Source organism: Sorangium sp. So ce281 (assembly GCF_051527395.1).
GTDB lineage: Bacteria > Myxococcota_A > Polyangia > Polyangiales > Polyangiaceae > Sorangium > Sorangium cellulosum_B.
Genome location: NZ_CP150322.1, coordinates 4,692,092 through 4,716,555, shown reverse-complemented (window position 1 = coordinate 4,716,555; position 24,464 = coordinate 4,692,092). Strand labels below are relative to the sequence as shown.

The window sequence follows — 24,464 nt, the reverse complement described above, 5'->3', positions numbered from 1 at the left end:
GCGTCGGCGCGGGTCTCGTCAGAACTGGTAACGCAGGCTCGCCCCGGGCGAGATCATCAAGACGAAATCGCCCATGAGCGAGTCCGGCTCGTACGTGCCGATCCCGTCGCTCGCCGCCGCCAGCTCGATCGTCCTGTCCCACTTCGGCTTGCTGAGGCCGATCAGGAGAAGCAGCTTCAGGCTACCGGACACCTCCCACCGCTCTCCGAGCCGCAGGCCGAGCCGCACCTCAGGATCCGTGTAGAAGTAGGTCGCCGGGGCGAAGTCGACCACCGGGAACGTGTTGAACGACTCCCCGCCGGTCGTCCTGAACCTGCCGGTCCGCTCGTCGCGGACCTCGCCGACGAGCACCCCGGCGCCCAGCCGGAGCAGCGCCGGGAAGTCCTCGCCGAAGTGGTATCCGAACGTCGCGCCGGCGAGGAAGCCGCCCAGGCGGAGCGTGTCGCTCGCCGTGCCGTCGAGCGGATCCCGGTAGCCGACCGGCCTGAGCGTCGCCGAGCGCTCGTCGAGCTGCTGCGCCGCGAACAGGCCGCCGAGCTCGACCCCGACGCCGATCCCCGAGCCGAGCTCGTAACCCCCGTGGATCATGCCGAGCCCGCCGAGGCCGAGCGAGCTGGAGCAACCCGAATCGCAGCCGTCCGTGATCGCCCCGCCCAGCGTCGGCGCCAGCAGGAACGACGCGCTCACGTCGAGCGTGATCTTCGGGGGCTTGCGCCAGATGTCGGCGTCCTCGTCGCGCTCGAGCCGCATGTCGAGGCTCTGGCGCTGGCCCTTCTGCAGCGTCACCGTGCGCGTCCCGGTGACGAACCCGTTGGCCTTCACCTCGACCCGGTGCGCGCCGGCCTTGAGCCGGCCGAGCCAGACGCCGTTGCCCACGTTGACCGAGTTGATCCACACGCTCGCGCCGGGCGGCGTGGGGTCGATCCGCAGCGACGCGTCGAGGTCCTCGGCGAGCAGCGACAGCGTCGTGAGCTCCTGCGGCTTCACGGGCGCCGCCGTCGGCTGCGTCCCGAGCTTCCCCGCGCCGCGCAGCGCGACCATGTGGTCGCCGACCGACAGCGCGCCGATCCACGGGGTCTGCCCCACGACGACGTTGTCCACGAGCACGTCGACCGTCTTGCCGGCGCGCTCCACCACGCGCAGCCGGCCGGAGCGGGTCAGCCTGCGGAGCTTCGCGTTCACCGTGACGGTCTGCCCCCCGGCGACGTCGACGCGCGTCTCCACCGGCTCGTAGCCTTCCTTGAAGACGCGGACGACGTGCGGGCCCGCCGCCACGCGGATCGGCTTGACGGGCGGGTACTGCCCGCGCTCCTCGCCGCTCACCACGATGGACGCCCCGGGCTCCGCGTTCGTGATGTCGAGCGTCCCCACGAGCGCCCGCAGCTCCGCGATCTCCCGCTGCGCGGCCGCGCGCTCGGCGGCCGACATGGTGAAATCGCGGAGGAAGGTCTCGAACATCTCGAGCGCCTCGTCGTAGCGCTGGAGCTTGCGCAGCGCGATCGCGGCGTTGTTCGTGGCCGCGCGCGTCGGGAAGAGCTTGCGCGAGAGGAGGAACTCCGCGAGCGCAGGGCCCCACGCCTCCTCGCGCAGCAGCGTGAGCCCCTTCTCGAAGTGGAGCCGCGCCACCTGCCGGTCCGTCTCGGAGACGGGCGCCTCCTCGGCCGGCACCGCAGCCCCGGTGGCCGGCGCGACGCTCTCCCTGGCCGGCGCGCCGGCTTCCGCGGCGGGCGCGGCGCCCTCCTTGACCGGCGTGGCGGCGTCCGTGGCCGGCGGCGCCGGCGGCGCCGGCTGCGCGAGCGCCGGTCCGGCGGCGACCGCGACCGCGACCGCGGCCGAGAGCGCGCGCAGCCGCGGCGCTGCGCGGGGACGCCGCGCGAGGGAGAGAGGACGAGAGCCGCCGCGCCGCGTACGCAGATCCATTCGATCGAGCACCGTACTCAGCCTGTCGTTCCGCTGCTACTTTCCGAACTCGTCGGTGTTGTCGATGATCCCCTTGGGGGTCGTGGGCGCGGGCGGCGGCGCCGGCGGCGCGGTCGAGGCGCTCTTCGCCGACGTCGCAGTACCGCCCTTCCCCGAGGTCGGCGTGAGCTCGACCTTCGGCGGCAGCGCGCCGGTGTCGGTCACCACGACGTCGGCCATCGCCTCGCCTCCCCCCTTCTTGAAGACGCGCACCCTGTGCACGCTCCCGGGCGGCCCGGTGATGTCGAGGATCCCGTTGCGCGTCGTCACGCGCTTGCCTTCGACCTCGACCGAGGCGTCGGCGGGCAGGATGACGACCTGAACGCGCTTCGGCTGCGGCTCGACCGCCGCGACCACCTCCGGCGTCGTCGGCGTCGCGGCCGGCGGCGCCGTCGGGGCGGTCGACGTCAGCGCGGTCGACGTCGGCGTGGCCGCCGCAGGCGGGAGCGTCTCGACGGTCGCCTTCGCCTCCGGCTGCACGACCGGCTCCGGCGACGGCCGGCTGATGAAGTACACGCCCGCCGCGATGACCGCTGCGGCGAGCGCGGCGCCGGCCACCACCGGCACCCGCGGCACGCCGGGCTGCGTGCCGCGGTGCGACTGCGTGAGCGCCCCCGTCGTGGCAGCGCCGGCGTGGTTGGCGGCCGGAATGATCGCCGCCGGCGGCCCGCTCTGGAGCGGGGGAGGCGCGAACGAGGAGTAACCTCCGCGGTGCTCCTGCGGGACCGCGGGGTACCCGCCGCTCTGGTTCGCCGGCGCGGTCGCGGCGTACACGCCGCCCTGGTTGGCCGGCGAGAACGCGGGGTACCCGCCGCTCTGGTTGGCCGGCGAGGCCGCTGCGTACGCGCCGCTCTGGTTCGCGGGCGGCGCGTTCATCGCGAGCCGCGGCGCGGACTGGCGGTGCACGGCCTCCGGCAGCGGCACGAGCATGCTCTCGTGGATGCCCCAGCCGTACGGAAGGAGCGGCCGGATGGCGCCGAACATCTCCTGCGCGCTCTGGTAGCGCTGCCCGGGGGATTGCAGGAGGCATCGGTGCACGATCGCCGCGATCTCGGGCGCCACCCACGGGGCGAAATCCTGCACATGCGGCGGAGGATCCGAGCAGATCGCGATGATCAGCTCACCGAGCGCGGTGATGTGATGGTACGGCGTCCGCCCGGTCAGCAGCTGGTAGAGCACGGCGCCGAGCGACCAGATGTCGGTGCGGTGGTCGATCTCTTTCTGGCCGCGCGCCTGCTCGGGCGACATGTAGAGCGGCGAGCCGATCAGGTTCCCGGTGCGCGTCAGATCGGCGCTCTCGGTCTCGTTCGCCCGGTCCATCTTCACCTTGGCGATCCCGAAATCGAGCAGCTTGACGAGGATCTCGCCGGCGTCGCGGCGCGCGAGGAACAGGTTGTGCGGCTTGATGTCGCGGTGGACGACGCTCGCCTCGTGCGCCTTCTGGAGCCCGATGCACGACTGCGCGACGATGCGCAGCGCGAGGTCGGGCGCGAGCGGGCCGACGCGCTTGATGAGCTCGTGGACGTCCTCGCCCGCGAGGAACTCCATCGCGAGGAACGGCAGGTTCGAGCCGCGATCGACGCCGGCGTCGAGCACCTGGGTGATGTGCTGTGTGTCGATCGCGCCCGCCGCGCGCGCCTCGCGCTGGAAGCGGCTCACGACCTTCGGGTCGCGGGTGAGATCCGCCGAGCTGATCACCTTCACGGCGCAGCGCCGGCCGGTCCCCGTGTGCTCGGCCTCGTAGACCGAGCCCATGGCGCCCTCGCCGAGGAGCTTGCGAATCTGATACTTGCCGTCGATGATCGTGCCGATCACAGCGTTAGCGCCACTCTAAGGGATCGCTCGCGGCGTAGCAACGCCCGTGAAGGCGGCGCATGCCGCCGGCGCGGACTCGCTGGACTCGGGTGCAGTTCCGCGCAATTTCGGGGGCCGCGCCGCGCTCCCGAGGCGCAGCGCGTCCTCACCATCCTCGCTGGCCGTCCCGCCGCCATCATCCATCCCGCGCGGGCCTCGGGGGCACGGCGGCGTGGCGCCGTGCCCCCTGCGTCCGCGACCCGCGCTGGCGGCGACGACCTCACCTCACATGGGTCGCCCCCGCCGGCGCAGGCCCAGCCTCTGCCGTTGGGCCGCTCGAGCGCTGCCGTCACGCTCCCGCCGTCCGCTGGCCGCCGAGGTGGTGAGCCCGCTGCGGCGCCGGCGGAGCTCGCGGGGGAGAGCGGCGACGAGGGGCCGACCCGAGATCGGCCATCGAGCGCGAGCGACTCACGCTCTCCCGTGGCGGCCTGCGCGCGGCGCTGGGCCTGTTTCCTCCGAGCCCCGCGCCGTCTCCGCGGCTGGCGTCAGCGGTCGAGGCCCGAGGCCCCGCAGTTACCAGCCGAACCCGTTGCCGCCGCAGGGGCCGCCCGCAAACCCGGCGTTGCCGCCGCAGGGGCCGCCCGCAAACCCGCCACCGCAGGGGCCCACGAACCCGGCGTTGCCGCAGCCCCCCGAGAACCCGTTGCCGCCGCAGAAGCCCCCCGTGAAACCGCCATTGCAGGGACCCTGGAACCCGCCGCCGCAGGGGCCGGCCGAGAACCCGCCGTTGAGCGGGCCGCCGATGCCCGGATTGCAGGGGTTGCGGGGCCGGTTGCAGCAGCAGGGGGAACCGAAGTTGTTGCACGGGAAGCAGTCGGGAACGAACGCGGTGTTGAAGGTGGTGCAACTCGAGATGAGCGCGGCAGGCACGCCGAAGCCGCCGAAGCCGCCGAAGCCGCCGAGGCCGCCGAGGCCGCCGAACGGCACGCCGCCCACGCCCGGCACGCCACCGACGCCCGGCACGCCACCCGGCACGCCCACGGGCCCCTGGCCGACAGGCCCCTGGCCGACAGGCCCCTGGCCGACAGGCCCCTGCCCCATCTGGCCGATCGGCGCCTGCAGGCCGGGGCTCGCCGGTCCCTGCACGCCGACCGGCCCCTGGCCGAGGTCCATGGGGCCCTGCGCGCCGATCGGCCCGCCCTTGCCGCCGTACGGCCCCTGATACCCGCCCCTCGCCGACGCGCCGTCCTCGAGCGCCGCGGTGGTCGAATCGACCTGCTCGACCTCGTCGACGCCGGCCTCGTCGAGATCCGCGTCGCTCACCGCATCAACGGCGCACCCCGTGCCCAGCGCCGCCATCACCACCGCGAGCCCCAGCACCTTGCCATGAATCGAGAGCATGTGTTGTCCTCCTCAATATCCCGTGATGGCCGGAAGGTCCGAGCCACCCTGGGCTCATCGAAGAGCAGGCTGTGTGCCTCAGTCCTCGTGTGCAGACACTGCCGCTGCGAGCTCGTGTCACCGGCCTTAGGGCGTCCGCAAAAAGGCATTCTCTGGATCGACGCCGGCCTTGGTTTTCCGGGTTCTCAACGCGGAGACCGGCGGGACGGCCCCCGATCGGAGCGCGGTTCGCCCGCGGGTCGCGCGCCCCATGCTGGAGATGGCGAACTCAACGCCTCGGGGGCAGGCGCCGCGCGCCGCGCGCAGCGCCTCTCTCGCGGGCTTTCGAGCAGAGCACCTGCGCTCCCGCCCGCGCCGCGGCCGTCGTGAACGAGAGGCGTCGAGGCCCGCTCGCGACGGCGCGCGGCGCCTCCTCGCCGCTCGTCTGACCGGGCCGCAACCCGCGCACGACGTCGGACCCTCTGCGCCTGACGTGCTCAGGCTGCGCCGTTTGTGCCCCAACGGAGGCACGACACGATTCGATCGCCTCGGGCCGTAATCGTCTGCCTCCGCCACCGCAACTTCGCGGCGGGCGCTCGAAACGAGCCGCGTCGGCGAGATCCTGCGCCCATGGACCACCCGATGCGCGTACGTGGGCTCATGTGGTTAAATCTGTGTGGATGGATTCACCTGGCGCCCTGGTGGTCGACGCCCTCGTCTCGCTCGGCGCCGTCCGGCGGCGTGATGTCCTTGCAGCAGCGGAATCCAAGGTGGTAGTTCGCGTGGCTGCCCCTGCTCATGAGGCGCGTCGCGTGCCAGTCGGGGGCGCGAAAGCGGCAGTCGTCGGCGTGGACCTCCATCGACGAGAACGCGAACCAGCTGCCCTTCATCTCGGTGAAGCCCCGATCGCCGTGCCGCGCGAGCTCCTCGGGCAGGATGGGCAGGCTCATGTGCTCGGCCACGTTGCCGTGCAGATCGAAGACACCGAGGCTGCTCCGGCATGCGGGGAACGCGCCGGCCGGATACGTGTTGGAGCCGCAGCGGTCCCACCCGCCGCCTGGACAGCCCGGCGTGCGGGAGCTCCCCGTCCCGCAGAGCGCGTGGTTCTTCGTGGGGCCGTAGCTCCACACCTTCTCGCGCAGGAGGTTGTGGTGCCAGCTCGCCTCGTTCCGGGGGCGCGCCCACTCGTACTCGACGTCCGGATCCCGGAGGGCGCCGGCGCACGCCCCCTCCCACTCGTGCGCGTCGCAGATCCGTTTCCCGACCGCCCTGCACAGGAGCGCCGCCTCGCGGGCCCGGACGTGCACCACGGGGTACTCGCAGGGCACGTTCGGGAACTCGAGCTGATCGATGCACGCGGGGGCGTCTGCCGCGGTCTGACCGCGCGTGGGATCGAAGAGCGGCACCATCCCCGGCGCGCCGCAGGCCGGCTCGCGCGCCGGCTCGACGCCCGAGAGCGCTCGAATGCGGCGGCACTCGGATCGTGACATCGGGTGCCGCGTCAGCGCGGGGTTGCCCTGGCCGAGCACCGTCGACGCCGCGAAGATCGCCTCGACCTGCCGCATCGCCTCGTCGGGGAGCGCGAGCTCGCGCCGCATCCGCGCGAACAGCCGGAGGCGCTGCTCTTCCAGCGTGCCGGGCTCGGCGTCCTCGTCATCCGCCGCGAGCGTCACGCGCTCTGGCGGCGCCGTCGGCGCGCGCTCCGGCAGCGCGCTCGCCGCGCTCGCCACGAGCGGCGCCGCGCTGCGCGCCGCCGTCGCGGGCGCCCCGGCCCACACGGCCACAGCCGCGCTGGTCCACACGGCCGCCCCCGCGCCGGCAGCGCCCGCGGCGACGAGGGCCGCGGCCCTGCCACGCCGGCGCGCAGGCGCCGCGCGCGCGCCGGTCGAGAGCGCGGGCGGCGGGCCGCTCGACGCGGGTGATCGCAGGGCGCAGGCCGGCTCTATCGGCGTCTCGGTGCAGGACATCAGCGCGCGAGCTCGCGCTTACTGCTACGAGCATCCATGGATTCCGGCAACTTTCGGGGCGCGCGCGGTCCGAGCGGCTCCTTGACGGTCCTGCCCGGGGCACGTCAAATGAGGCATGGCGCGAAGGGCGGCCCTCCGAGTCCTCTACCTGGCGCTCTTGCCGGTGCTCGTCCTGCTCGCGCTGGTCATCACCCCGGCCCTCGTCGTCTCCAGCGTCGTGAGCGAAGGCCGCGTGTGGCGGCCGGAGACATGGAAGAAGATCTCCTACGGGAGCCGCTACTTCCGCTCGTCGTTCCGGGGGAGGCTCGGCGAGGTCGTCGACGTCATCGACGTCGTCCGCGATCGCCTGATCCTGCTGTTCGTGCTCCTCGCCGCGGCCTGCGGCGCCGGCGGGCTCGCCGTGTACGCCCTCGAGATCGGCGTCCCCACCTGGCTCTCCGCGTGGCTGGACGGGTCGTTCCTCTCCTTCCTCGCGTCCTGGTTCCCCGCGGGCGGCAGGCTCTCCTTCGGCGGCGGGGCCGCGCTCGTCCTGGCCGTGTGCACGGCGCTCGCCGCGCTCGCGCTCGGGGTCTCGCTCTATGCCTGGCTCGCGTCCGCCCTGGGCGAGGCGACCCGCGTGATCCTGCGGTATGGCGGCGCGGCGACGCTCTTCCCCGATCCTGGCGACGCGATCCCCGGCGGGCGGCTCGTCCTCTGCCAGATCTCCGATCTCCACATCACGGCGGGCGGCCGCGAGCCGTACGAGATCGAGGAGGGCTCCGCCGCGTGGCCGGAAGGGGCCCCTCGCCCCGACACCGCCGAGCTGACAGGCCGGCTCCAGCGGCTCGTGGCGGAGATCGCCGCCATGAAGCCGCCGCTCGTCGCGCTGACGGGCGACATGACCGATCTCGGGGAAGAGGCGCAGTGGGACCAGCTCGAGGCGGCGCTCTCCGGCATCCCGGCCTCCTCGCAGGTGCTCATGGTGCCTGGCAACCACGATGTCGCCATCAACGTCGGCACGTCGCCTGACCCCTACCTCACGAAGCGGGCGGAGCGCGAGCAGCGCTTCATCGAGGTGCTCACCCGCGTGGAGCGCGGCCCCTTCCAGCCTCCCCTCCACCTCCCGGCCCGCAAGCGCGCGCGGCGGCGGCTGCGCGCGATCGCCGGCCTGTATCCGAGGCGGATCGAGCTCGAGGGCGGAATCCGGATCTTCGGCCTCAACTCCAACCGTTACCGGTCGCGGTTCGTGGGGTCGAGCGCGATCGGGCAGATCGGCGGCGCTCAGCTGCGGCGCCTCGCCCGCGCGCTCCGGCGGGGGTCCGGCCCGGTCATCGTGCTGCTCCACCACCACGTGGCGCGCCTCGCGGGGCCGATCTCGCTCAACGACACGTTCATGATCGCCATGGATGGCCCGCGCCTCCTCGAGATGCTCGCGGCGTACCAGCAGAAGAACCCGAAGAAGAACAGCGCGCTCGTGCTCCACGGGCACAAGCACCTCGCGTTCTTCGGCCACTACCGCTCGAAGAGCGGCGGTCGCGTCAGCGTGTACGCGCACCCCTCGTCGACGCTCGGCCACGAGACCGACGGCCACCTCGACGGCGTCGCCAGGTTCGCGGCGATCCGCCTGACGGACGACGGTATCTGGCGCGTCGAGACCCACCCGCTCCGCCCCGCGCGCTCCGCCGCGCCGGCGCCGCCGGCCCCGGCCGAGGCCGAGGTGTCCTGACCGACCCGACCCGGGTCGGGTCAGCCCGCCCGCGCGCGTGGACGCGGATGCCCGCGCGCCTTGCGGAGCCCGGGGAGACCTCGGCCGATGAGGATGTAGCGCAGCGCGTTCTCGGCCGCGTTCGCGATCAGGAAGGGCGCGCGATCCATGGCCTCGGACAGCGTGCATGGAGCCTCGAGGATCGACGAGAACGAGTCGATGCCGCACGCGTAGTTCACGCGCGCATCCTCGTCGATGGTCCCTGCCAGAGCGATGACCGGCAGCCTGAAGTGCTTTGCGCGTCTGGCCAGCTCCGCCGGCATCTTGCCGCGCGAGGTCCGGGCGTCGAGCCCCCCCTCCGCGGTGACGACGAGATCGGCGTCGCGCAGGAGGCCGTCCAGGTCCAGGTAGCGGACGAGGACATCGTAGCGAGGCAAGAGCGTCGCCTTCAGCAGGGCATGGAGCCCCGCGCCGAGGCCTCCGGAGGCGCCTCCTCCCGCCATGGTTCTCACGTCCACGCCCACGTCGCGCGCGATGATGGCGGCGTAGCGCTCCAGGGCTGCCTCCAGCCGCTCGACGGTCTCCGGCGAGGCGCCCTTCTGCGGGCCGAACACGCGCGCCACGCCGCCGGCGCCGCAGAGGACGTTGCGCCAGTTGCACGCCACGTCGATCTGCACGCGGGGAATGCGGGAGTCCCTGCCCGAGAGGTCGATGCGGTCGAGCTCCAGCAGCGCTCCTCCTCCCGCTCCGATCTCGCTCCCCGCCGCGTTCAGCAGGCGGATGCCCAGCGCCTGGGCCATGCCCGCCCCGCCGTCGTTGGTGCCGGAGTCACCGCAACCGATGAGCAGCCGCGCCGCGCCCGCGTCGAGCGCGGCGCGGATCAGCTCGCCGACGCCGCGTGTCGTCGTGGCCATCGGGTTGCGCGCGTGACGCGGGACGAGGCGGAGCCCGGCGGCAGCGGCCATCTCGAGCACCGCCGTCCGTGGTCCTGCGCCGCCGAGGAAGCCGAAATGGGACGCGACGGGCTGGCCCAGCGGGCCTGTCACGATGGTGGGGTGCAAGGAGCCGCCCGTCGCCTTGACCAGCGCCCGGGTGAAGCCCTCGCCGCCGTCCGTGAGCGGCGCCTTCAGGAGGCGCGCTTCCGGCAGCGCGCGCCGGATGCCCGTCGCGATGGCCTCGGCGACCTGCTCCGCGTCCAGGCATTCCTTGAAGCCCGACGGAGCGATCAGGATGCGCAGGGGGCTCGTCATGGCGCGAGCCCCATCCAGCGCCAGTAGGTGAAGTGAAAGACGGCGATCAACGCCAGGTGGATCGGGAGCAGGACGGCGCTGAGGAGCAGGAGATCCGCCGGGCGGAACGTCTCTCCGTCGAGCCCCTGGAACATCAGGAGCGCCTTGGAGCTCACCGGGAACGTCAGGCAGTAATCGATGCCGACCGTGCCGAGGAAGATGAGCGCCGCGGGGTCGAGATCGCGATCGGCGGCGAGCTGCAGCAAGATGGGGCCGAGCGCGACGATGCGAGCGACGTGGGAGGTGAGGTAGAGATGGGACGTCAGCGACATCACGCCGACCGCCACGACGAGGAGCAGGTGCCCTCCGGCGCTCTCGATACCGCTGTTGCGGAGCAGCGCCTGAAAGAGCCAGCCGGACGCGCCCGTGTCGATCAGCGCTCCTCCCAGGACGAGCGCTGCTCCGACGAAGAGGAGGAGGTTCCAGTCGACCGCCTTCACGCCTTCCTTCCAGCGGAGCGCGCTGCCGGGCGCCGTGAGCACGAGCGCGCCGGCCAGCGTGACCGTTGCGCTCTCGTAACCGTGCCACCGCTCCGAGAGCCAGAGCGCGACCATCGTCGCGCCGACGGCCAGGGTGATCCGCTCCGAGCGCGACAGGGAGCCTCGCGGGCGCCGGGGAACCCGGATGCGTCGCCCGCGGCGCTCGCCATCGAGGAAGAGCGCCATGATGACCGCGCAGGCGGCGCCGCTGGCCACCATGCCGAACGGCATCCCGTAGAGGACCCATTCGCCGAAGGACAGCCGGCGGCCGGTGACCTGGCTCAGCAGCTGGTTCGCCACGAGGTGAGACCCCGCGCCGACCAGCGAGCCGATGGTGCTGACCAGGATCACGGTGGGGAACAGCAGCGCGAGGGCGCGGGCGATGCGCGGATCCGCCGTGATGGAAGAGATGCTGCGGAAGATGGGAATGGCGATCACGGCGCGGCCGGAGACCGACGGGACGAGGAGCGACGACGGGATGAGCACGGCAGTCAAGCACCAGAACAGGCCGCGCACGGTGCGAGCGCGCTCGACCACGCGCTGCGCCATCCGCATCGCCAGGCCGGACTGCTCGACTGCGCCGCCCAGGATGAACGCCCCTATCATCAACCAGATGACGTCGGACGCGAGGGAGTCGAAGAGCCGTTCCTGGGGGCTGACGCCGGTCAGGAGGAGGAGCAGCGCCGCGCCGAGCCCGACGTACGCCACGTCGAGCGACGTGGTCGACCAGAGGATGATCGCCAGCAGCACGGCGAAGAGCGCGATCCGGGCGGGCGCCGGCAACGTCGCCGGCAGGACGACGGCGATCCCCGCAGCGATCGTCAGCGAGAGGGGCAGGAGGACGCGAACCCGATCGGCCGGGCGCGGCGGGGCCGGCCGCGAGGGCGGCGTACGGGCGGCCACGGCATGGCTGCCATCCGCGGCTTCGAGGTCGGGCGCATCATCATGATTTGCGTCGTTCGATGACATGAAGATCGCCCGCTTGGAGGAAGGCATAGTCCGTGCCCCATCCTGCAACCGTGCTGGCGAGACAGGCTGCCCGCAGGCCGCGATCACGGCCGCGGATGCGCCCGACCCAAGCCCGGCGCGGCGCCGTCCACGTTCGGCGCCAAGCTCCGCCTCGTCGACGACCTTGCCCACCAGAGCCGGCGCTCTCAGCCACTTCCACACACCGGGCGTCGCGCACCGAGCTGTGGTGAGAGAGGAGACCACACTTCAAGAAATGCTGGGTCGCGGCAACTCATTGCCGGACCGCGTTGGCGGAAAGCATCATTTCTGCTCCGTGCGTCGTCCGGCTGCCATGTTGGTCAGCTATGCTTGCCGGATGGCGAGCACCGGGAGCGAGCTTCACGGCCGTGTCTGCTCCGGGTGCCTCACGCAGAATCGACGGCTTTGGCGCCGGCGACACGCGCCCGGCCGCGCTTCATGGAGGGTTCGACTTATGAGACTGCCCACGATGGCCATTGTGTTGCTGACAGTGGGTGCGATCGGCGTTGGATGTGGGGGCAATGGTGCCAGCGACGGGAGCTCCCAGAGCGGCGGCCCGGGGAGCGGGGGCTCTGGCCAAGGGAGCTCCCAGAGCACGAGCGGCGATTTCGGATCGGGCGGTCCGGGCGCAAGCGGCTCCTCGGGGCAAGGCGGCTCCTCGAGCAACGGCAGCTCCTCGGGCCAAGGTGGGGCGTGCGCCACCCAGTCGGCCAGCGCCGATCTCCAGCCCGTGTACCTCGCCTTCGCGTTCGACGTGTCCGGTAGCATGGGCATGGGCGACGAGCCCTGGTACGATAAGGAGCTCAAGTGGGATCCCGTCGTGGCGGCGACGAAGCAGTTCTTCGGTGATCCCCTGTCCGAGGGCATCAACGCGTCGCTCAGGTTCTTTCCGAGCGACGACGAGGACCGCGATGAGAAGTGCTCGGCCGAGACCTACGAGACACCGGAGGTCCCGATGACGCCGCTGCCCTCTCCGCGCTTCGAGGCGGCGATCACCGCCGTCACCCCGGCCACCAGCGCCGACTGGCGCGGCGGCACGCCGACGCTGTTCGTCATGCAGGGGACGATCTCGTACGTCGAAGACCAGCGGCGGGCCACGCCCGGCAGGTACGCCATCGTCCTCGTCACGGACGGCTATCCTGCGGGCTGCGGCACGGAGTCCAACAGGATCCAGCGCGTGTCGGACGCCGCGGCCGGCGCGCTCGAGGACGGCGTCCCGACGTACGTCATCGGCGTCGACAACCCGCCGATCGAGGGCGCGCCGCACGACCTCGACAACCTGCACCAGATCGCCGACGCGGGCGGGACGGAGCGAGCCTACCTGATCGACACGGGCAATCCCGGGGCGACCTCGGCCGCCTTCAAGGCGGCGATCGACGCGATCCGCGGCGCCTCGGTCTCCTGCACGGTCGAGATCCCGCCCGCTCCCGACGGGCGGAGCTTCGACGCGCAGCGGGTCCGCGTGACGTACCAGAGCGGCGGAGGTAACCCGACGGCGCTCTCCTACGACCAGGAGTGCGCGAGCGAGAACGCCTGGCGTTACGACAGCGCCGCGAACCCGACCCAGATCGTGCTCTGCGACAGCACGTGCGCCACGATCCAGTCGGACCCCGAAGCGGCCCTGGGGGTCGACTTCACCTGCGAAGACGTGATCGTGATACCGCAGTGAAACGCGGACGACGCGCAGCACCTGCGCTCGGCGTCGTCCGTCTCGGCGGTTCTTGACACCCTGCGACATTCCCGCCCACGATGCCTCGGTGACACCGCGCTCGCCGAAGTCGCCCGCCGCCCTCGCTGTCCCGCGATCCGCTGCCCGCCCGCCCGCCGTCCTCACCATCGCGCTGTCGCTGCTGGCCGGCGCGTGCCAGGGCTCGTCGACGAGCACGAGCCCGCCCTCGGAGAAGACCGCCGGCCCCGGCGCCGCGGCGCCGGCGAGCGCTGCGCCCGCCGCCGCATACAAGGTCGGCATGGTGCTGGTCGGCCCCTACAACGACAAAGGGTGGAACCAGGCCCATCACGACGGCATCCGGTCGGTGCTCGCCAAGATGCCGGACGTCGGCTTCGAGTATGTCGACAAGGTGAACCCGTCCGATCGCCCGAACGTGAAGGGTTCCCAGGTCGCGGACGACCTCATCTCCCGGGGCGCGCGGTTCGTCGTGTACAACTCCGACGATTACAAGGACGACGCCCTCGAGACCGCGCGCAAGCACCCGGAGGTCACGGTCATCCACATCTCCGGCGATTACGCCTGGAAGGAGGGCAAGAACCACAAGCCCCAGCCCAACCTGGGCAACCTCATGGGGCGTATCGAGACGGCCCAGCACATCGCCGGGTGCGCCGCGGCGCTCGGCACCGAGACGGGCAAGATCGGGGTTGTCGGCCCGCTCGTGAACGACGAGACCCGCCGGCTGGTCACCGCGGCGTACCTCGGCGCGCGGTACTGCTGGGAGAAGTACCAGAAGAAGAAGCCGGAGGACCTCACGTTCAAGGTCACGTGGATCGGCTTCTGGTTCAACATCCCGGGCGTCACCCTCGACCCCACCAAGGTGTCCGACGACTTCATCGGCGGCGGCTTCGACGTGCTGATGACCGGGCTCGACACGCCCGAGGCCGCGCTGCAGGCCAAGAAGGCGAGCGGCGCGGGCAAGAAGGTCAAGTACGTCCATTACGACCACAGGGCCGGCTGCGACCTGGCGCCGGAGATCTGCCTCGGCGTCGCATACTACAACTGGGCGCCGCTCTACCGCGACGCGATCGAGAAGGCGCGCGCGGGCAAGTACGCGAGCGAGTTCGTCTGGCAAGGGCCCGACTTCCGCGACCTGAACGGCGCGTCGTCGGTCGTCGGCTTCGGGCCTGGCGCCGCGCTGGGAGAGGCGCAGGCGCCGCTCGGCGCGTTCGTCATCGAGCTCGCCAACGGGCTCGACCTCTTCAAGGGGCCGCTCAAGTTCCAGGACGGCACCGAGTTCCTGAAGGACGGCGAGGCCGCGACGCCCCAGCAGATCTGGTATCTGCCGCAGCTCGTCCGGGGGATCACCGGGCCGAGCAAGTAGCCGTCTCCGGGCCGTGATCCATGCGGATCGAGATCGAGCACGTCGCGAAGCGGTTCGGCCCGGTCAAGGCCAACGACGGCGTGTCGCTGGCGATCCAGGCTGGCGCCGTCCACGGGCTGCTCGGCGAGAACGGCGCCGGCAAGAGCACGCTCCTCCGCATCCTGGGCGGGCTCCTCCGCCCGGACGCGGGCCGATTGCTCTTCGACGGCCGCCCGGTGGCGCTCGCGAGCCCGGCGGACGCGCTCGCCGCCGGCGTCGGCGTGCTCCACCAGGAGCCGCTCGATTTCCCGCCGCTCACCGTCCTGGAGAGCTACCTCGTCGCCCGGCCCCGCGCGGCCGGCGCTGGGGGCGGCGCGCGCTCGCCGCTCCCGGGCCGCGGCCGCGCCGCGAGCATCTTCCTCCCCCGGCGCGCGGCGCGCGAGGAGCTGCTCGCGCTCGCGGCGCGCTTCGGTTTCTCCGTCGACCCGGACGAGCACGTCGCCCGGCTCACCCTCGGGGAGCGCCAGCAGCTCGAGCTCTTGCGGCTCCTCGCGCTGGGCGCCCGAGCGCTGCTCCTGGACGAGCCCACGACGGGGATCTCCGGGGCGCAGCAGGAGGCCCTGTTCTCCGCGCTGCGGCGGCTCAAGGCGGACGGCAAGGCGATCGTCCTCGTGTCGCACAAGCTCTCCGACGTCGAGGCGCTCTGCGATCGCGTGACGGTGCTGCGGCACGGCAAGGTGGCGGGAGAGGCGGAGATGCCGGCCGGGGCCGATCGCCTCGTCGCGCTGATGTTCGGCGAGGCGCTTGCGCCTCAGGAGCGGTCCCCCGAGGAGGACGGCGGCGCGCCGCTCGCGCCCCTGGAGCGCCTGCCTGAGCCGAGCGGCGGCGCGGAGCCGAGCGGCGGCGCGGCGCTCGCCCTCGAGGGCGTGGCGTTCGGCGATCACCGGCTCGACGTGCGCATCGCCCACCTGGCCGTCCGCCGCGGCGAGGTGATCGGGCTCGCGGGCCTCGAGGGGAGCGGCCAGCGCCTCCTGCTGCGCGCCTGCGCGGGGCTGCTCCGGGCGCGGCGGGGACGCGTCGTCGTGGGCGGGGCCGACCTGACCGGCCGCCCCTACCCGGCCTTCCTGCGCGCCGGCGTGGGCTACCTGCCCGCCGATCGCCGTCGCGAGGGCCTCATCGCGGGCCTCTCCATCGAGGAGCACGTCGCGCTGCGCGCGCCGCGGCCCGGCCTCTTCCTGCGCCCGCGGGAGATCCGCCGCGCCGCCGAGCGGGCGATCGAGGCGCTCCGGATCCGGGGCCGGCCCGACACGCCCGTCGAACGGCTCTCCGGCGGCAACCAGCAGCGCACCCAGCTCGCGCTCCTCCCCGCGGGCCTCGCGCTGCTCCTCCTGGAGCAGCCGACCCGGGGGCTCGACCTCGCGTCGGCGCGCTGGGTCTGGGAGCAGCTCCTCGCGCGGTGCCGTGCGGGCGCGGCGCTCCTGTTCGCGTCGCCCGACCTCGACGAGCTGATGCGCTACAGCGACCGCATCCTCGTGTTCAGCGGCGGGCGCGTCTCGCCGCCCGTCGGCGTCGCCGACCTCACGCTGGACCGGCTCGGGCGGATGATCGGCGGCGAGCTCGACGGCGCCGCCCTGCCCTCGGCGGCTGGTGCGCCTGCGCTGCCCCCGCCGCCTGCGGGGTCCGACCGATGAGCTCCGAACCGAGCGCCCCCGCCGAGCCCGCCGCGCGCCGCGGGGCCTTCTCCCTCCTCCTTCGCCTCGCGCCGCTCGCCCTGGCGTTCGCGCTCGTGGCGGGCCTCTGCGCGCTCCTCGGCGCCTCGCCGGCGGCGGTGGCCGCGGGCCTGTGGCAGGGCGCGTTCGGCTCCGCGGATCGCGCCGCGCGGGTGCTCGTCACGCTGGCGCCGCTGCTCCTCTGCGGGAGCGGCCTGCTTTTCACGTTTCGCGCCGGGCTGTACCACCTCGGCGTCGAGGGGCAGCTCGTCCTGGGCGCCGTCTGCGCCACGGGCGCGGCGCGCGCACTGTGGCCGCACCTCCCGGCGGGTGCCGTGGTCGCGCTCTGCGTCGGCGCGGGCGCGATCGGCGGGGTGCTCTGGGGCGCCCTCACGGGCGCGCTGCACACGCGGGTCCGGGTGAGCGAGATCTTCGCGGGCCTCGGCATGAACTTCGTGGCCCAGGGGCTGGTCCTGTACCTCGTCTTCGGCCCCTGGAAGCGCCCTGGCGTCGCGTCCATGGCCGGCACCGAGCCGCTCGACGGCGCGCTCCGGCTCTCCACGCTGGGCGGCACCGATCTCAGCCCCGTCGCGCTCCTGCTCGGGGTCCTCTCGCTCCTCGGGACGGCCGTCGTGCTCGGGCGCACCCACCTCGGGCTCCGGCTCCGGGCGGTGGGGCTGAGCCCGCCGGCCGCGGAGGTGCTCGGCGTGCTCGCGGCGCGGCAGGTGCTCCTCGCGTTCGCGGTCTCCGGCGCGCTCGCCGGCGTCGCCGGCGCGCTGCAGGTGCTCGGCACGTTCCACCGGCTCATCCCGAGCATCTCGAGCAACCTCGGCTTCCTCTCGCTGCTCGTGGTGATGCTCGCCGGGCGGCGCGCCGCGCTCGTCGCGCCGATCGCCCTGTTCTTCAGCGCGCTCAACGTCGGCAGCCTGGAGCTCCCGATGACCCTCGGGCTGGAGTCCTCGCTGTCGGGCGTGCTCCAGGGCGCGCTCGTCCTGCTCGCGCTCCTCTCCCCCAGGGCGGCGCGCGGCGGCGGCCGGCCGGAGGTGGCGTGATGGGACGAGGCCCGAAGGGACGAGGCCGATGGGGGCGGGCCTGATGGAAGGACACCTCGGAGGGAAGGAGCAGCCCTCATGAGCGACGGCGGCGCCGAGCTCCTCTCGCTGCTCGCGACCGCGCTCGCGGCGTCGACGCCGCTCGTCTACGCGGCGGTCGGCGAGACGCTGACCGAGCGGGCCGGGGTCATCAACCTCTCGGCCGAGGGCGCGATGATGCTCTCGGCGATGGTCGGCTTCGCGGCCGCCCTGTCGACCGGGAGCGTCCTCGCCGGCTTCGCCGCCGCGGCCGCGACCGGGGCGCTCGTCGCGCTCGTCGTGGCGATCGGCGGGATCTACCTTGGCCGCTCCCAGATCGCGGTCGGCTTCGTCCTGGCGATGCTCTGCGCGGATCTCTCGTCGGTGCTCGGCGGCCCGTACGTGCGCGTCCCCGGGCCGACGGTTCCGGCGGCGTCGATCCCGGTGCTGCGGGACGTGCCGCTCGTGGGGCCGCTGCTGTTCCAGAGCGATCCCCTGGTGTATGGCAGCTACGTCCTCGTCGCCTGCGCGTGGCTCTTCCTTTATCGCACGCGCGCGGGGCTCCTCCTCCGCGCTGTGGGCGAGCAGCCGGCGGCGGCGCACGCGCGCGGGGCGCATGTGACGCGGGTGCGCACGGCGGCGACGCTCGTGGGCGGGGCGCTCGTGGGCATCGCCGGCGCGGCGTACTCGCTCGATTTCAAGGCGGGATGGAGCCACCGCCACACGGCGGGTTACGGCTGGATCGCGCTGTCGATCGTGATCTTCGGCGGCTTCCATCCGGTGCGGGCGGCGCTCGGCGCGTACCTCTTCGGCGTGCTGTCGTCGGCGGCGAGCCTCGGCCAGAGCGCTCTGCCCTCGGTGCCGACGCAGGTCTTCAGCGTGGCGCCGTTCGCGCTGATGATCGCGGTCCTCGGGCTCACCTCGAGCGGGCTCCTGGAGCGCGCCTCCGCGCTGCTGCCGAGCGCCGCGCGCCGCCCGCTCCTGCGCGCGTTCGACGCGACGCCTCCCGCGGCGCTCGGGCAGCCCTACCCGGCGGACGACGGGGCGGAGGAGCGGCCGCGCGGCGTGGATCAGCGGGCGAGATAGCAGACCTCGAGCCAGGGGCGGTCGCTCTGGAGCGGGTGATCGCTCGAGCGGTACGACGTGCGCCCGTCCGGCCCTTCCTCGAGGAGGAAGCCGTAGTTCGGGGTCGCGCCGTCGACCCACGCCTGGACGAGCCCGGTCAGATCGGCGCTCATGGCATAGGGGCTGACATAGGTGAGCTCCGCCGCGGCGGCCTTGTCGTAGCCCGCGGCGAAGCTCTGCCAGGTCACGGTGTCTTCGCGCCACGGCGCGGTGATCCGGTGAGCGCGCACGGTCTGGTCGCTCGATCCGAAGGCGACGACGCCGAACTCTGCCGACGTGACGGTAGCCCCGGCGGGGATGCCGTCGAGCCCGAACCGGTAGAGCGCCTGCTTGCGCGCGCCGCTGGAGTCGCCCGAGTAGTTGTAAGGAATGTGGCCGTCGCTGTAGCCGGGGAAGGCTTCCCAGATATCGGCGTCCTCGACCGCGCCGAAGGCGCCTCGCTGCAGGGTGACGCACACGTCTTTGCACGCGTCCCCGAGGCCGTCGCCATCGCTGTCGAGCTGGTCTGGATTCGCGGCAGCGGGACAGTTGTCGCAGGCGTCGCCGATCCCGTCGAGGTCGCTGTCGGTCTGGTCCCAGTTGGCGACGCTGGCGCAGTTGTCGAACGCATCGCAGAACGAATCGCCGTCGCTATCGCCGAGCGGACACGGATCGCAGGCGTCGCCGATCCCGTCTCCGTCCGCGTCGGCCTGGTCCGGGTTGTCGCGGTTGGCGCAGTTGTCGCAGCCCGCGCCCAGGCCCGGGGCGATGTCGTCGCCGTCGTCGCTCGAGAGCGACGACAGCCCCATCTCGTAGCCGTCGCAGACGTCGCGATCCGCGCAGGGGATCGGGCCGGAGACCGCATCGTACAGGCAGAGGAGCGACGCGCCTTCGGTCGCCTCGACGTACACGCGGGCGAAGCCGACGGCCGTCGACCCGCCGCCGACGACATCGACCTGGAGATCATTGCACGCCGCGGGATTGTAGAGGGCGAGGACGTCGGGCTCGGTGAACGTCCTCTGGAGCGTCTCCGTGGTGCAATCGCAGCCGTTGGTGCTCGCGACCGTGTCGAGGTGGACCCCATTCAGGTACAGCGAGAACGCGCCGGCGCCGCAGTCGGCGTGGTTGATGGTGTACGTGATCGCGGTCGGTGCCCCGAAGGCCGTCCCGGGGATCCCTGCGAGCACGAGAAGTGAGAGGCAAGCGCGAGCAGCGCTCGTATGGAAGTATCGCATGATTCTTCTTATATTCTTAGTTTAGACAACATACAATGACCCCGAGAGGTTTTTGGGGTTCGCCGGTGCGCGCGCGTGTCACGTGTCGCGTGTCGCGCAGTGAACAGCGGGGTACACGATGCGCAGTGAACAGCGGGATACGCGCTGTGGGGTGAACGACGGGATACGCGCTGTGGGGTGAACAGCGAGGTACACGACGCGCAGTGAACAGCGGGGTACACGGTGCGTAGTGAACAGCGGGATACTCGCCGTGAACAGCGGGATACTCGCCGTGGGGTGAACGGCGGGGTACGCGACGCGGGTTACGCATCCGGCGGTCAACTCGTCGGGGGCGGGCGGCCGGGCAGCGCCTCGACACCATCGCCGTCCGCATTCGTGGTGACGCCGGTCGTGGTGGTGCCGGTGTCGATGGGACGTTGCGGGCGTTCAGGCGGCTTGCCGCATTGACGATTTCTTACGGCGCTCCGCCGCGAGCGGCGAGCGGCGGACGCGCGGGTACGGCCGGGACGCTGGCGCGCAACCGGCGGCTGGGATATAGTGTTACGATCGGGCGAACATCGGCGTTCGTCCGCATTTAGCCAGAACGAGAGGTAGGCAGGAGAAGGATCTTCACTGCTGTTGAGCTGGTACAGCTCCCAAAGCTGGACGCGCCTTCTGCCCAGGCGCCGGGCACGAACGAGCTGACCGCCGCGAGGGCCTTGCTGGGGACGAGGCCGCGGTCAGGAAAATTCCCCGGGGAGTGATCGAAGCGCTGCGGACCGATGTGGGCCGTGTGTCGGGCATGATTAGCAAGCGGGATCCGCGGAAGACGGAGATGGTGCGGCGGCTGCTCGCGCCCGTCGAGACCTGGCGGCCGGCGGCGGCGTGGGGCAAGGCGGAGACAGCGCCGGGCGACCTGCGGGTTGGCTCGATGGTGGTCCGGATCAGGTCGGCGCGTTATCAGCCGATGCGCGCGCTCGCCGATCGTGTCCCGGGGTAACAGGGCTCACCGCCTCCTCAGCGTGCCCGCCGGCTCGGTCGGCCCCGCTTCCGTTCGCTGCAGCAGCACGTAGTCGGCACGCAGCGGCTCGCACCTCGAACCGGCGCGTGCCCCGCTGGACAAGCCGCGCCGCGACCAGCACCTGCCACGCCGTCCGGGTCGAGCCCATGGGGCGTCTCTAACGGACTGGACAGGCGGGGCCAAGTACCCGCGCTGCCAGGGTCTGCCAGGGACGGTTCACCTGCTGGTGTGCCTGAATTGGACCGCGCGTGTCGCGCCAACTCAGGAGGAGAAATCCTGGTCCAGGCGGGTGTTCAGGTCGACCCGCTCGATGCTTTGCCATGCGCTGCGCGCAGCCTCGACATGTCGGTGCCGGGCGGCGGAGTCGGGGGCGATGGCGGCGAGCCGGTGATGGGTCCAGCCGATGGCATAGGGCTCCGGGATGCGCTGGTATAGCGCGAGGGCTTCCTCGTAGCGAGCACGGGCAGCGCTGGCATCGCCGTGGTCTCGCGCGATGTCTCCGAGGCTCTTGATGCAGTCGGCCTCACCGAGCACAGATCCGACCTGCCGGTAGAGCGGCAGCGCTTCCTGATAGCCCGCCCTGGCCTCGTCGTGCTGCGACTGCTCGAGCGCGATGTCTCCGAGGCTCTTGATGCAGTTGGCCTCGCCGAGCACAGACCCGACCTGCCGGTAGAGCGGCAGCGCTTCCTGATAGCCCGCCCTGGCCTCGTCGTGCTGCGACTGCTCGAGCGCGATGTCTCCGAGGCTCTTGATGCAGTTGGCCTCGCCGAGCACAGACCCGACCTGCCGGTAGAGCGGCAGCGCTTCCTGATAGCCCGCCCTGGCCTCGTCGTGCCGCGAACGTCTCAGCGCGATGTCTCCGAGGCTCTTGATGCAGCTGGCCTCGCCGAGCACATCCCCCACCTGCCGGTAGAGCGGCAGTGCTACCTGATAGAGCGCCCTCGCCTCGTCGTGCCGCGAACGTCTCAGCGCGATGTCTCCAAGGCCCTGGATGCAGTTGGCCTCGCCGAGCACATCCCCCACCTGCCGGTAGAGCGGCAGTGCTTCCTGATAGAGCGCCCTCGCCTCGTCGTGCTGCGAGCGCTCCAGCGCGATGTCTCCAAGGCGCTGGATGCAATTGGCCTCGCCGAACACATCCCCCACCTGCCGGTAGAGCGGCAGTGCTTCCTGATAGAGCGCCCTCGCTTCGTCGTACTGCGAGCGTTCCAGCGCGATGTCTCCAAGGCGCTGGATGCAGTTGGCCTCGCCGAGCACAGACCCCACCTGCCGATAGAGCAGCAGCGCTTCCTGATAGAGCGCTCTCGCCTCGTCGTGCTGCGAACGTCTCAGCGCGATGTCTCCAAGGCTCCGGATGCAATTGGCCTCGCCGAGCACATCTCCCACCTGCCGGTAGAGCGGCAGCGCTTCCTGATAGAGCGCTCTCGCCTCATCGTGTTGCGAACGTCTCAGCGCAATGTCTCCAAGGCTACGAATGCAGTTGGCCTCGCCGAGCACATCCCCCACCTGCTGGTGGAGCGGCAGCGCTTCCTGATAGCGCGCCCTCGCCTCGTCGTGCTGCGAACGTCGCAGCGCGATGTCTCCAAGGCGCTGGATGCAGTTGGCTTCGCCGAGCACATCCCCCACCTGCTGGTGGAGCGGCAGCGCTTCCTGATAGCGCGCCCTTGCCTCGTCGTGCTGCGAACGTCGCAGCGCGATGTCTCCTAGACGCTGGGCGCACCGCGCCTCTCGCCGCCTATCGCGAGTGCGCTGCGCCTCCTCCAGCGCCCGACCGAGGGGCGATGGCGCCGCATGCCCGGAGAAGCACGCGAACTCCGTCAGTGCCACCGCGATATCGATCCACCGCGTGGCCTCGCCGCCGTCCAGCCCGCGCCGGATCATCGTGTCCAGATTCGCTGTCTCCGGCGCGAGCCGCGCCGCGGCTTCGGTGCCGCCACGTCTCCCCGGAACCGGCCCAAATGTACGCGCGAGCTCCCCATAGTGTTCCATCGCCCGCCCGATGTCCTCAACGACTGGCGGGTACTCCGCAGCCGCGTACTCGCGTACCGGCAAGATCATCTTCAGCCGGCCGCCCTCGAAGTACGCCAGCCCCACCTGCGCCAGCGAACGCGCCGCCGTCGGCCCCATTCCCGGCAAGAGCACCGCGAGATCCCGCTGCGCGATGCCGTCCGGTAGCACCGCCAGCACCGAGAGCAGCCGACGCGCGCCGGCCGTCATCCGCGGCGATCCGATCGACAGCTCCAGCGAGGCTTTCCAGCTTCGGAGCCGATCGTGCGCATGACCCTCGCGCTCCAGCACAGCAGTTCGGCGGGCCTCCCATTCCTCCTTCAGGTTGACCAGATCGTTTCCGTGGGCTGCGTGCGCGAGCAGCGTGATCGCCAGCGGAATGCCCTCCATAGAGGGAAGCAGCGCCGAGAGCGCCGGCTTGCCGCGGTGCTCCTCGCCCGCGATCGCACAGAACACCGTCTCCGCCTCGACACGCCCCAGCGGCCGGAGCTCGACGGGAGAGCTCCAGGTCACGCGCCCCGGTCGGCCCGCGCCGCGCACCGAAGCCACGAGCGACAGGCCCGGCACGGCCGCGAGCTCCGCGAGCAACGCCTCCGTCCCGGACTGGTCGTCGCCATCCCAGGGTGTCTCCAGATTGTCGAGCACGAGCACCGCAGGGCCTGCCGCTAGGCACGACAGCGCTCGCTGCCACAGATCCGGCCCGGAAGAGACGCGCAGGGCGCCGGCCAGCGCGACGGCTGCAGACTCGGCATCCGGCGCGGCATCGAGCCGCGCGAAGAAGCGCCGCTCCCCGAAGCGGGCCACGACCTCCGGGCGGTGCAGGACCGCCAGGCTGACCGTGCTCTTGCCGACGCCCGCAGCGCCGAGGAGCAGCACGCGTCCCGGCGGCTCGCCCACGAGCGCCGCGACGATGGCCTCCACCTCCAGACCCCGGCCGATGCACAGCTCCGCCGGTGGCAGCCCCGCCGCCAGGGCGCTCCGTCCTCCCGGCGCCGCCCGACGGCTCATCACGCCCTCGACCACGGCGCGCAGGCCGCGCACCACCTCGGTCCAGGCCTCGCCCCGAACCGGCCAGCCTTCGACAGGCCGCCCGCCCTCGGGGAGCGGAGCAAGCTTGCCGAACTCGGTCCAACCCCAGTCGCAAACTCGGACAGGCACGGGCACGACCACCACCTCGCCCGCGGCGCGCCGGGCGAGAGCGCGCGCTGCCTCCTCGTCGAAATGACGATCGGAGGCGAGGAAAGCGGGGCTCACCAGCAGGACAACGACCTCGGCCGCCTCGAGCTGCGCGCGCGCTTCCGCCGCCGGTTCTCCCCCCGCGGCGACCCGGTCGTCGTGCCAGACCGCGATCGATCCGCTGCGCTCGATGGGCCTCAGGTGGACCATGAGCTCGACACGTAGCGCGGCGTCTTCCGGGACAGACGAGATGAAGAGACGAACGGGCTTCCCCATGCGCGCCTAGGAGTGCAGTTTGCTCCGCCGAGCTTACCGACGTCGCGGTGGGCTGGATAGCCCACGATGCCCGCCACATCCCATGGGCGGTCGCCTGTCAGCGGACAGATGCAAGGCAGCGACTGCGCTCGCCGCGCGGAAGAGGCTGCAGTAGACGTTGCGGTCGATGCGCCACGAGGCACGCCTGCCGGCCAAGCTCCCCGCCGCGTTGTTCCTCGCCATCGCCCTGACGCTCGCGCCGAGCACGACGAGCAGCCGCCGCGACGCGCCACGCATGCCCGGACGATCCCCCTGCCCGCTTGGGATGGCAAGCTGCTCCGCG

15 protein-coding genes are annotated in these 24,464 nt (G+C 72.1%); 7 read left to right on the top strand and 8 right to left on the bottom strand.

Annotation, left to right across the window (positions count from 1 at the left end; translation table 11 throughout):
- Positions 1-18: 18 nt before the first annotated feature.
- The 4 genes from WMF27_RS17805 to WMF27_RS17790 all read right to left on the bottom strand — a co-directional run bounded on the left by WMF27_RS17805 (position 19) and on the right by WMF27_RS17790 (position 7,100).
- Positions 19-1,920: a PEGA domain-containing protein gene (locus WMF27_RS17805; RefSeq protein ID WP_437767684.1), complete on the bottom strand. Its 1,902-nt coding sequence runs from the start codon at positions 1,918-1,920 to the stop codon at positions 19-21.
- Positions 1,921-1,956: 36 nt separating this feature from the next.
- Positions 1,957-3,774 carry a serine/threonine protein kinase gene (locus WMF27_RS17800; protein ID WP_437767685.1) on the bottom strand — a complete coding sequence of 606 codons (1,818 nt, stop codon included), beginning with the start codon at positions 3,772-3,774 and terminating at the stop codon, positions 1,957-1,959.
- A 552-nt stretch (positions 3,775-4,326) separates the two neighbouring features.
- Positions 4,327-5,154 carry a hypothetical protein gene (locus WMF27_RS17795; protein ID WP_437944347.1) on the bottom strand — a complete coding sequence of 276 codons (828 nt, stop codon included), beginning with the start codon at positions 5,152-5,154 and terminating at the stop codon, positions 4,327-4,329.
- Positions 5,155-5,819: 665 nt separating this feature from the next.
- Positions 5,820-7,100: an SUMF1/EgtB/PvdO family nonheme iron enzyme gene (locus WMF27_RS17790; protein ID WP_437944346.1), complete on the bottom strand. Its 1,281-nt coding sequence runs from the start codon at positions 7,098-7,100 to the stop codon at positions 5,820-5,822.
- Between the two features lie 115 nt (positions 7,101-7,215).
- On the opposite strand from WMF27_RS17790, the gene WMF27_RS17785 reads away from it, so the two are divergent.
- Positions 7,216-8,805, top strand: a complete 1,590-nt coding sequence (locus tag WMF27_RS17785; RefSeq protein ID WP_437944345.1) for a metallophosphoesterase family protein — start codon at positions 7,216-7,218, stop codon at positions 8,803-8,805.
- A 20-nt stretch (positions 8,806-8,825) separates the two neighbouring features.
- Here the strand turns inward: WMF27_RS17785 and WMF27_RS17780 are convergent, their stop codons facing one another.
- Positions 8,826-10,034 (bottom strand): glycerate kinase family protein, encoded by a 1,209-nt coding sequence (locus WMF27_RS17780; RefSeq protein WP_437944343.1) that lies wholly within the window; start codon positions 10,032-10,034, stop codon positions 8,826-8,828.
- Complete coding sequence (locus tag WMF27_RS17775; protein WP_437944342.1) at positions 10,031-11,692, bottom strand: SLC13 family permease; 1,662 nt, start codon at positions 11,690-11,692, stop codon at positions 10,031-10,033. Before WMF27_RS17775 ends, WMF27_RS17780 begins: the two co-directional genes overlap by 4 nt.
- 301 nt (positions 11,693-11,993) lie before the next feature.
- Here WMF27_RS17775 and WMF27_RS17770 point away from each other — a divergent pair, with 301 nt between their 5' ends.
- The 5 genes from WMF27_RS17770 (at position 11,994) to WMF27_RS17750 (ending at position 18,433) form a co-directional block, all read left to right on the top strand.
- The gene (locus WMF27_RS17770) at positions 11,994-13,208 is read left to right on the top strand and encodes a vWA domain-containing protein (RefSeq protein ID WP_437944341.1); all 1,215 of its coding nucleotides are present in this window, start codon (positions 11,994-11,996) and stop codon (positions 13,206-13,208) included.
- Between the two features lie 88 nt (positions 13,209-13,296).
- Entirely contained in the window at positions 13,297-14,589 is a 1,293-nt protein-coding gene (locus tag WMF27_RS17765) for a BMP family lipoprotein (RefSeq protein ID WP_437767692.1), read from the top strand.
- Between the two features lie 20 nt (positions 14,590-14,609).
- The gene (locus tag WMF27_RS17760) at positions 14,610-16,259 is read left to right on the top strand and encodes an ATP-binding cassette domain-containing protein (RefSeq protein WP_437767693.1); all 1,650 of its coding nucleotides are present in this window, start codon (positions 14,610-14,612) and stop codon (positions 16,257-16,259) included.
- On the top strand, positions 16,256-17,329 hold the full coding sequence (locus tag WMF27_RS17755) for an ABC transporter permease (protein WP_437944340.1): 1,074 nt from the start codon (positions 16,256-16,258) through the stop codon (positions 17,327-17,329). The genes WMF27_RS17760 and WMF27_RS17755 overlap by 4 nt, the downstream gene beginning before the upstream one ends.
- Before the next feature lie 78 nt (positions 17,330-17,407).
- Entirely contained in the window at positions 17,408-18,433 is a 1,026-nt protein-coding gene (locus WMF27_RS17750) for an ABC transporter permease (RefSeq protein ID WP_437944339.1), read from the top strand.
- Here WMF27_RS17750 and WMF27_RS17745 read toward each other — a convergent pair.
- Positions 18,418-19,638, bottom strand: coding sequence for a DNRLRE domain-containing protein (locus tag WMF27_RS17745; RefSeq protein WP_437944338.1), 1,221 nt, complete (start codon positions 19,636-19,638; stop codon positions 18,418-18,420). The two genes, WMF27_RS17750 and WMF27_RS17745, sit on opposite strands and share 16 nt — an antisense overlap.
- A gap of 829 nt (positions 19,639-20,467) precedes the next feature.
- On the opposite strand from WMF27_RS17745, the gene WMF27_RS17740 reads away from it, so the two are divergent.
- Positions 20,468-20,665 (top strand): hypothetical protein, encoded by a 198-nt coding sequence (locus WMF27_RS17740; protein ID WP_437944337.1) that lies wholly within the window; start codon positions 20,468-20,470, stop codon positions 20,663-20,665.
- 282 nt (positions 20,666-20,947) lie between these two features.
- On the opposite strand, the gene WMF27_RS17735 is transcribed toward WMF27_RS17740, so the two are convergent.
- Entirely contained in the window at positions 20,948-24,142 is a 3,195-nt protein-coding gene (locus WMF27_RS17735) for a tetratricopeptide repeat protein (RefSeq protein ID WP_437944336.1), read from the bottom strand.
- Positions 24,143-24,464 lie beyond the last annotated feature (322 nt).

Bases quoted from the DNA above. Each gene is read 5' to 3' on its own strand.
- WMF27_RS17805 (WP_437767684.1), bottom strand. From the start codon at position 1,920: ATGGATCTGCGTACGCGGCGCGGCGGCTCTCGTCCTCTCTCCCTCGCG.
- WMF27_RS17760 (WP_437767693.1), top strand. From the start codon at position 14,610: ATGCGGATCGAGATCGAGCACGTCGCGAAGCGGTTCGGCCCGGTCAAG.
- WMF27_RS17755 (WP_437944340.1), top strand. From the start codon at position 16,256: ATGAGCTCCGAACCGAGCGCCCCCGCCGAGCCCGCCGCGCGCCGCGGG.
- WMF27_RS17790 (WP_437944346.1), bottom strand. From the start codon at position 7,100: ATGTCCTGCACCGAGACGCCGATAGAGCCGGCCTGCGCCCTGCGATCA.
- WMF27_RS17740 (WP_437944337.1), top strand. From the start codon at position 20,468: ATGATTAGCAAGCGGGATCCGCGGAAGACGGAGATGGTGCGGCGGCTG.
- WMF27_RS17795 (WP_437944347.1), bottom strand. From the start codon at position 5,154: ATGCTCTCGATTCATGGCAAGGTGCTGGGGCTCGCGGTGGTGATGGCG.
- WMF27_RS17770 (WP_437944341.1), top strand. From the start codon at position 11,994: ATGAGACTGCCCACGATGGCCATTGTGTTGCTGACAGTGGGTGCGATC.
- WMF27_RS17735 (WP_437944336.1), bottom strand. From the start codon at position 24,142: ATGGGGAAGCCCGTTCGTCTCTTCATCTCGTCTGTCCCGGAAGACGCC.
- WMF27_RS17780 (WP_437944343.1), bottom strand. From the start codon at position 10,034: ATGACGAGCCCCCTGCGCATCCTGATCGCTCCGTCGGGCTTCAAGGAA.
- WMF27_RS17785 (WP_437944345.1), top strand. From the start codon at position 7,216: ATGGCGCGAAGGGCGGCCCTCCGAGTCCTCTACCTGGCGCTCTTGCCG.
- WMF27_RS17750 (WP_437944339.1), top strand. From the start codon at position 17,408: ATGAGCGACGGCGGCGCCGAGCTCCTCTCGCTGCTCGCGACCGCGCTC.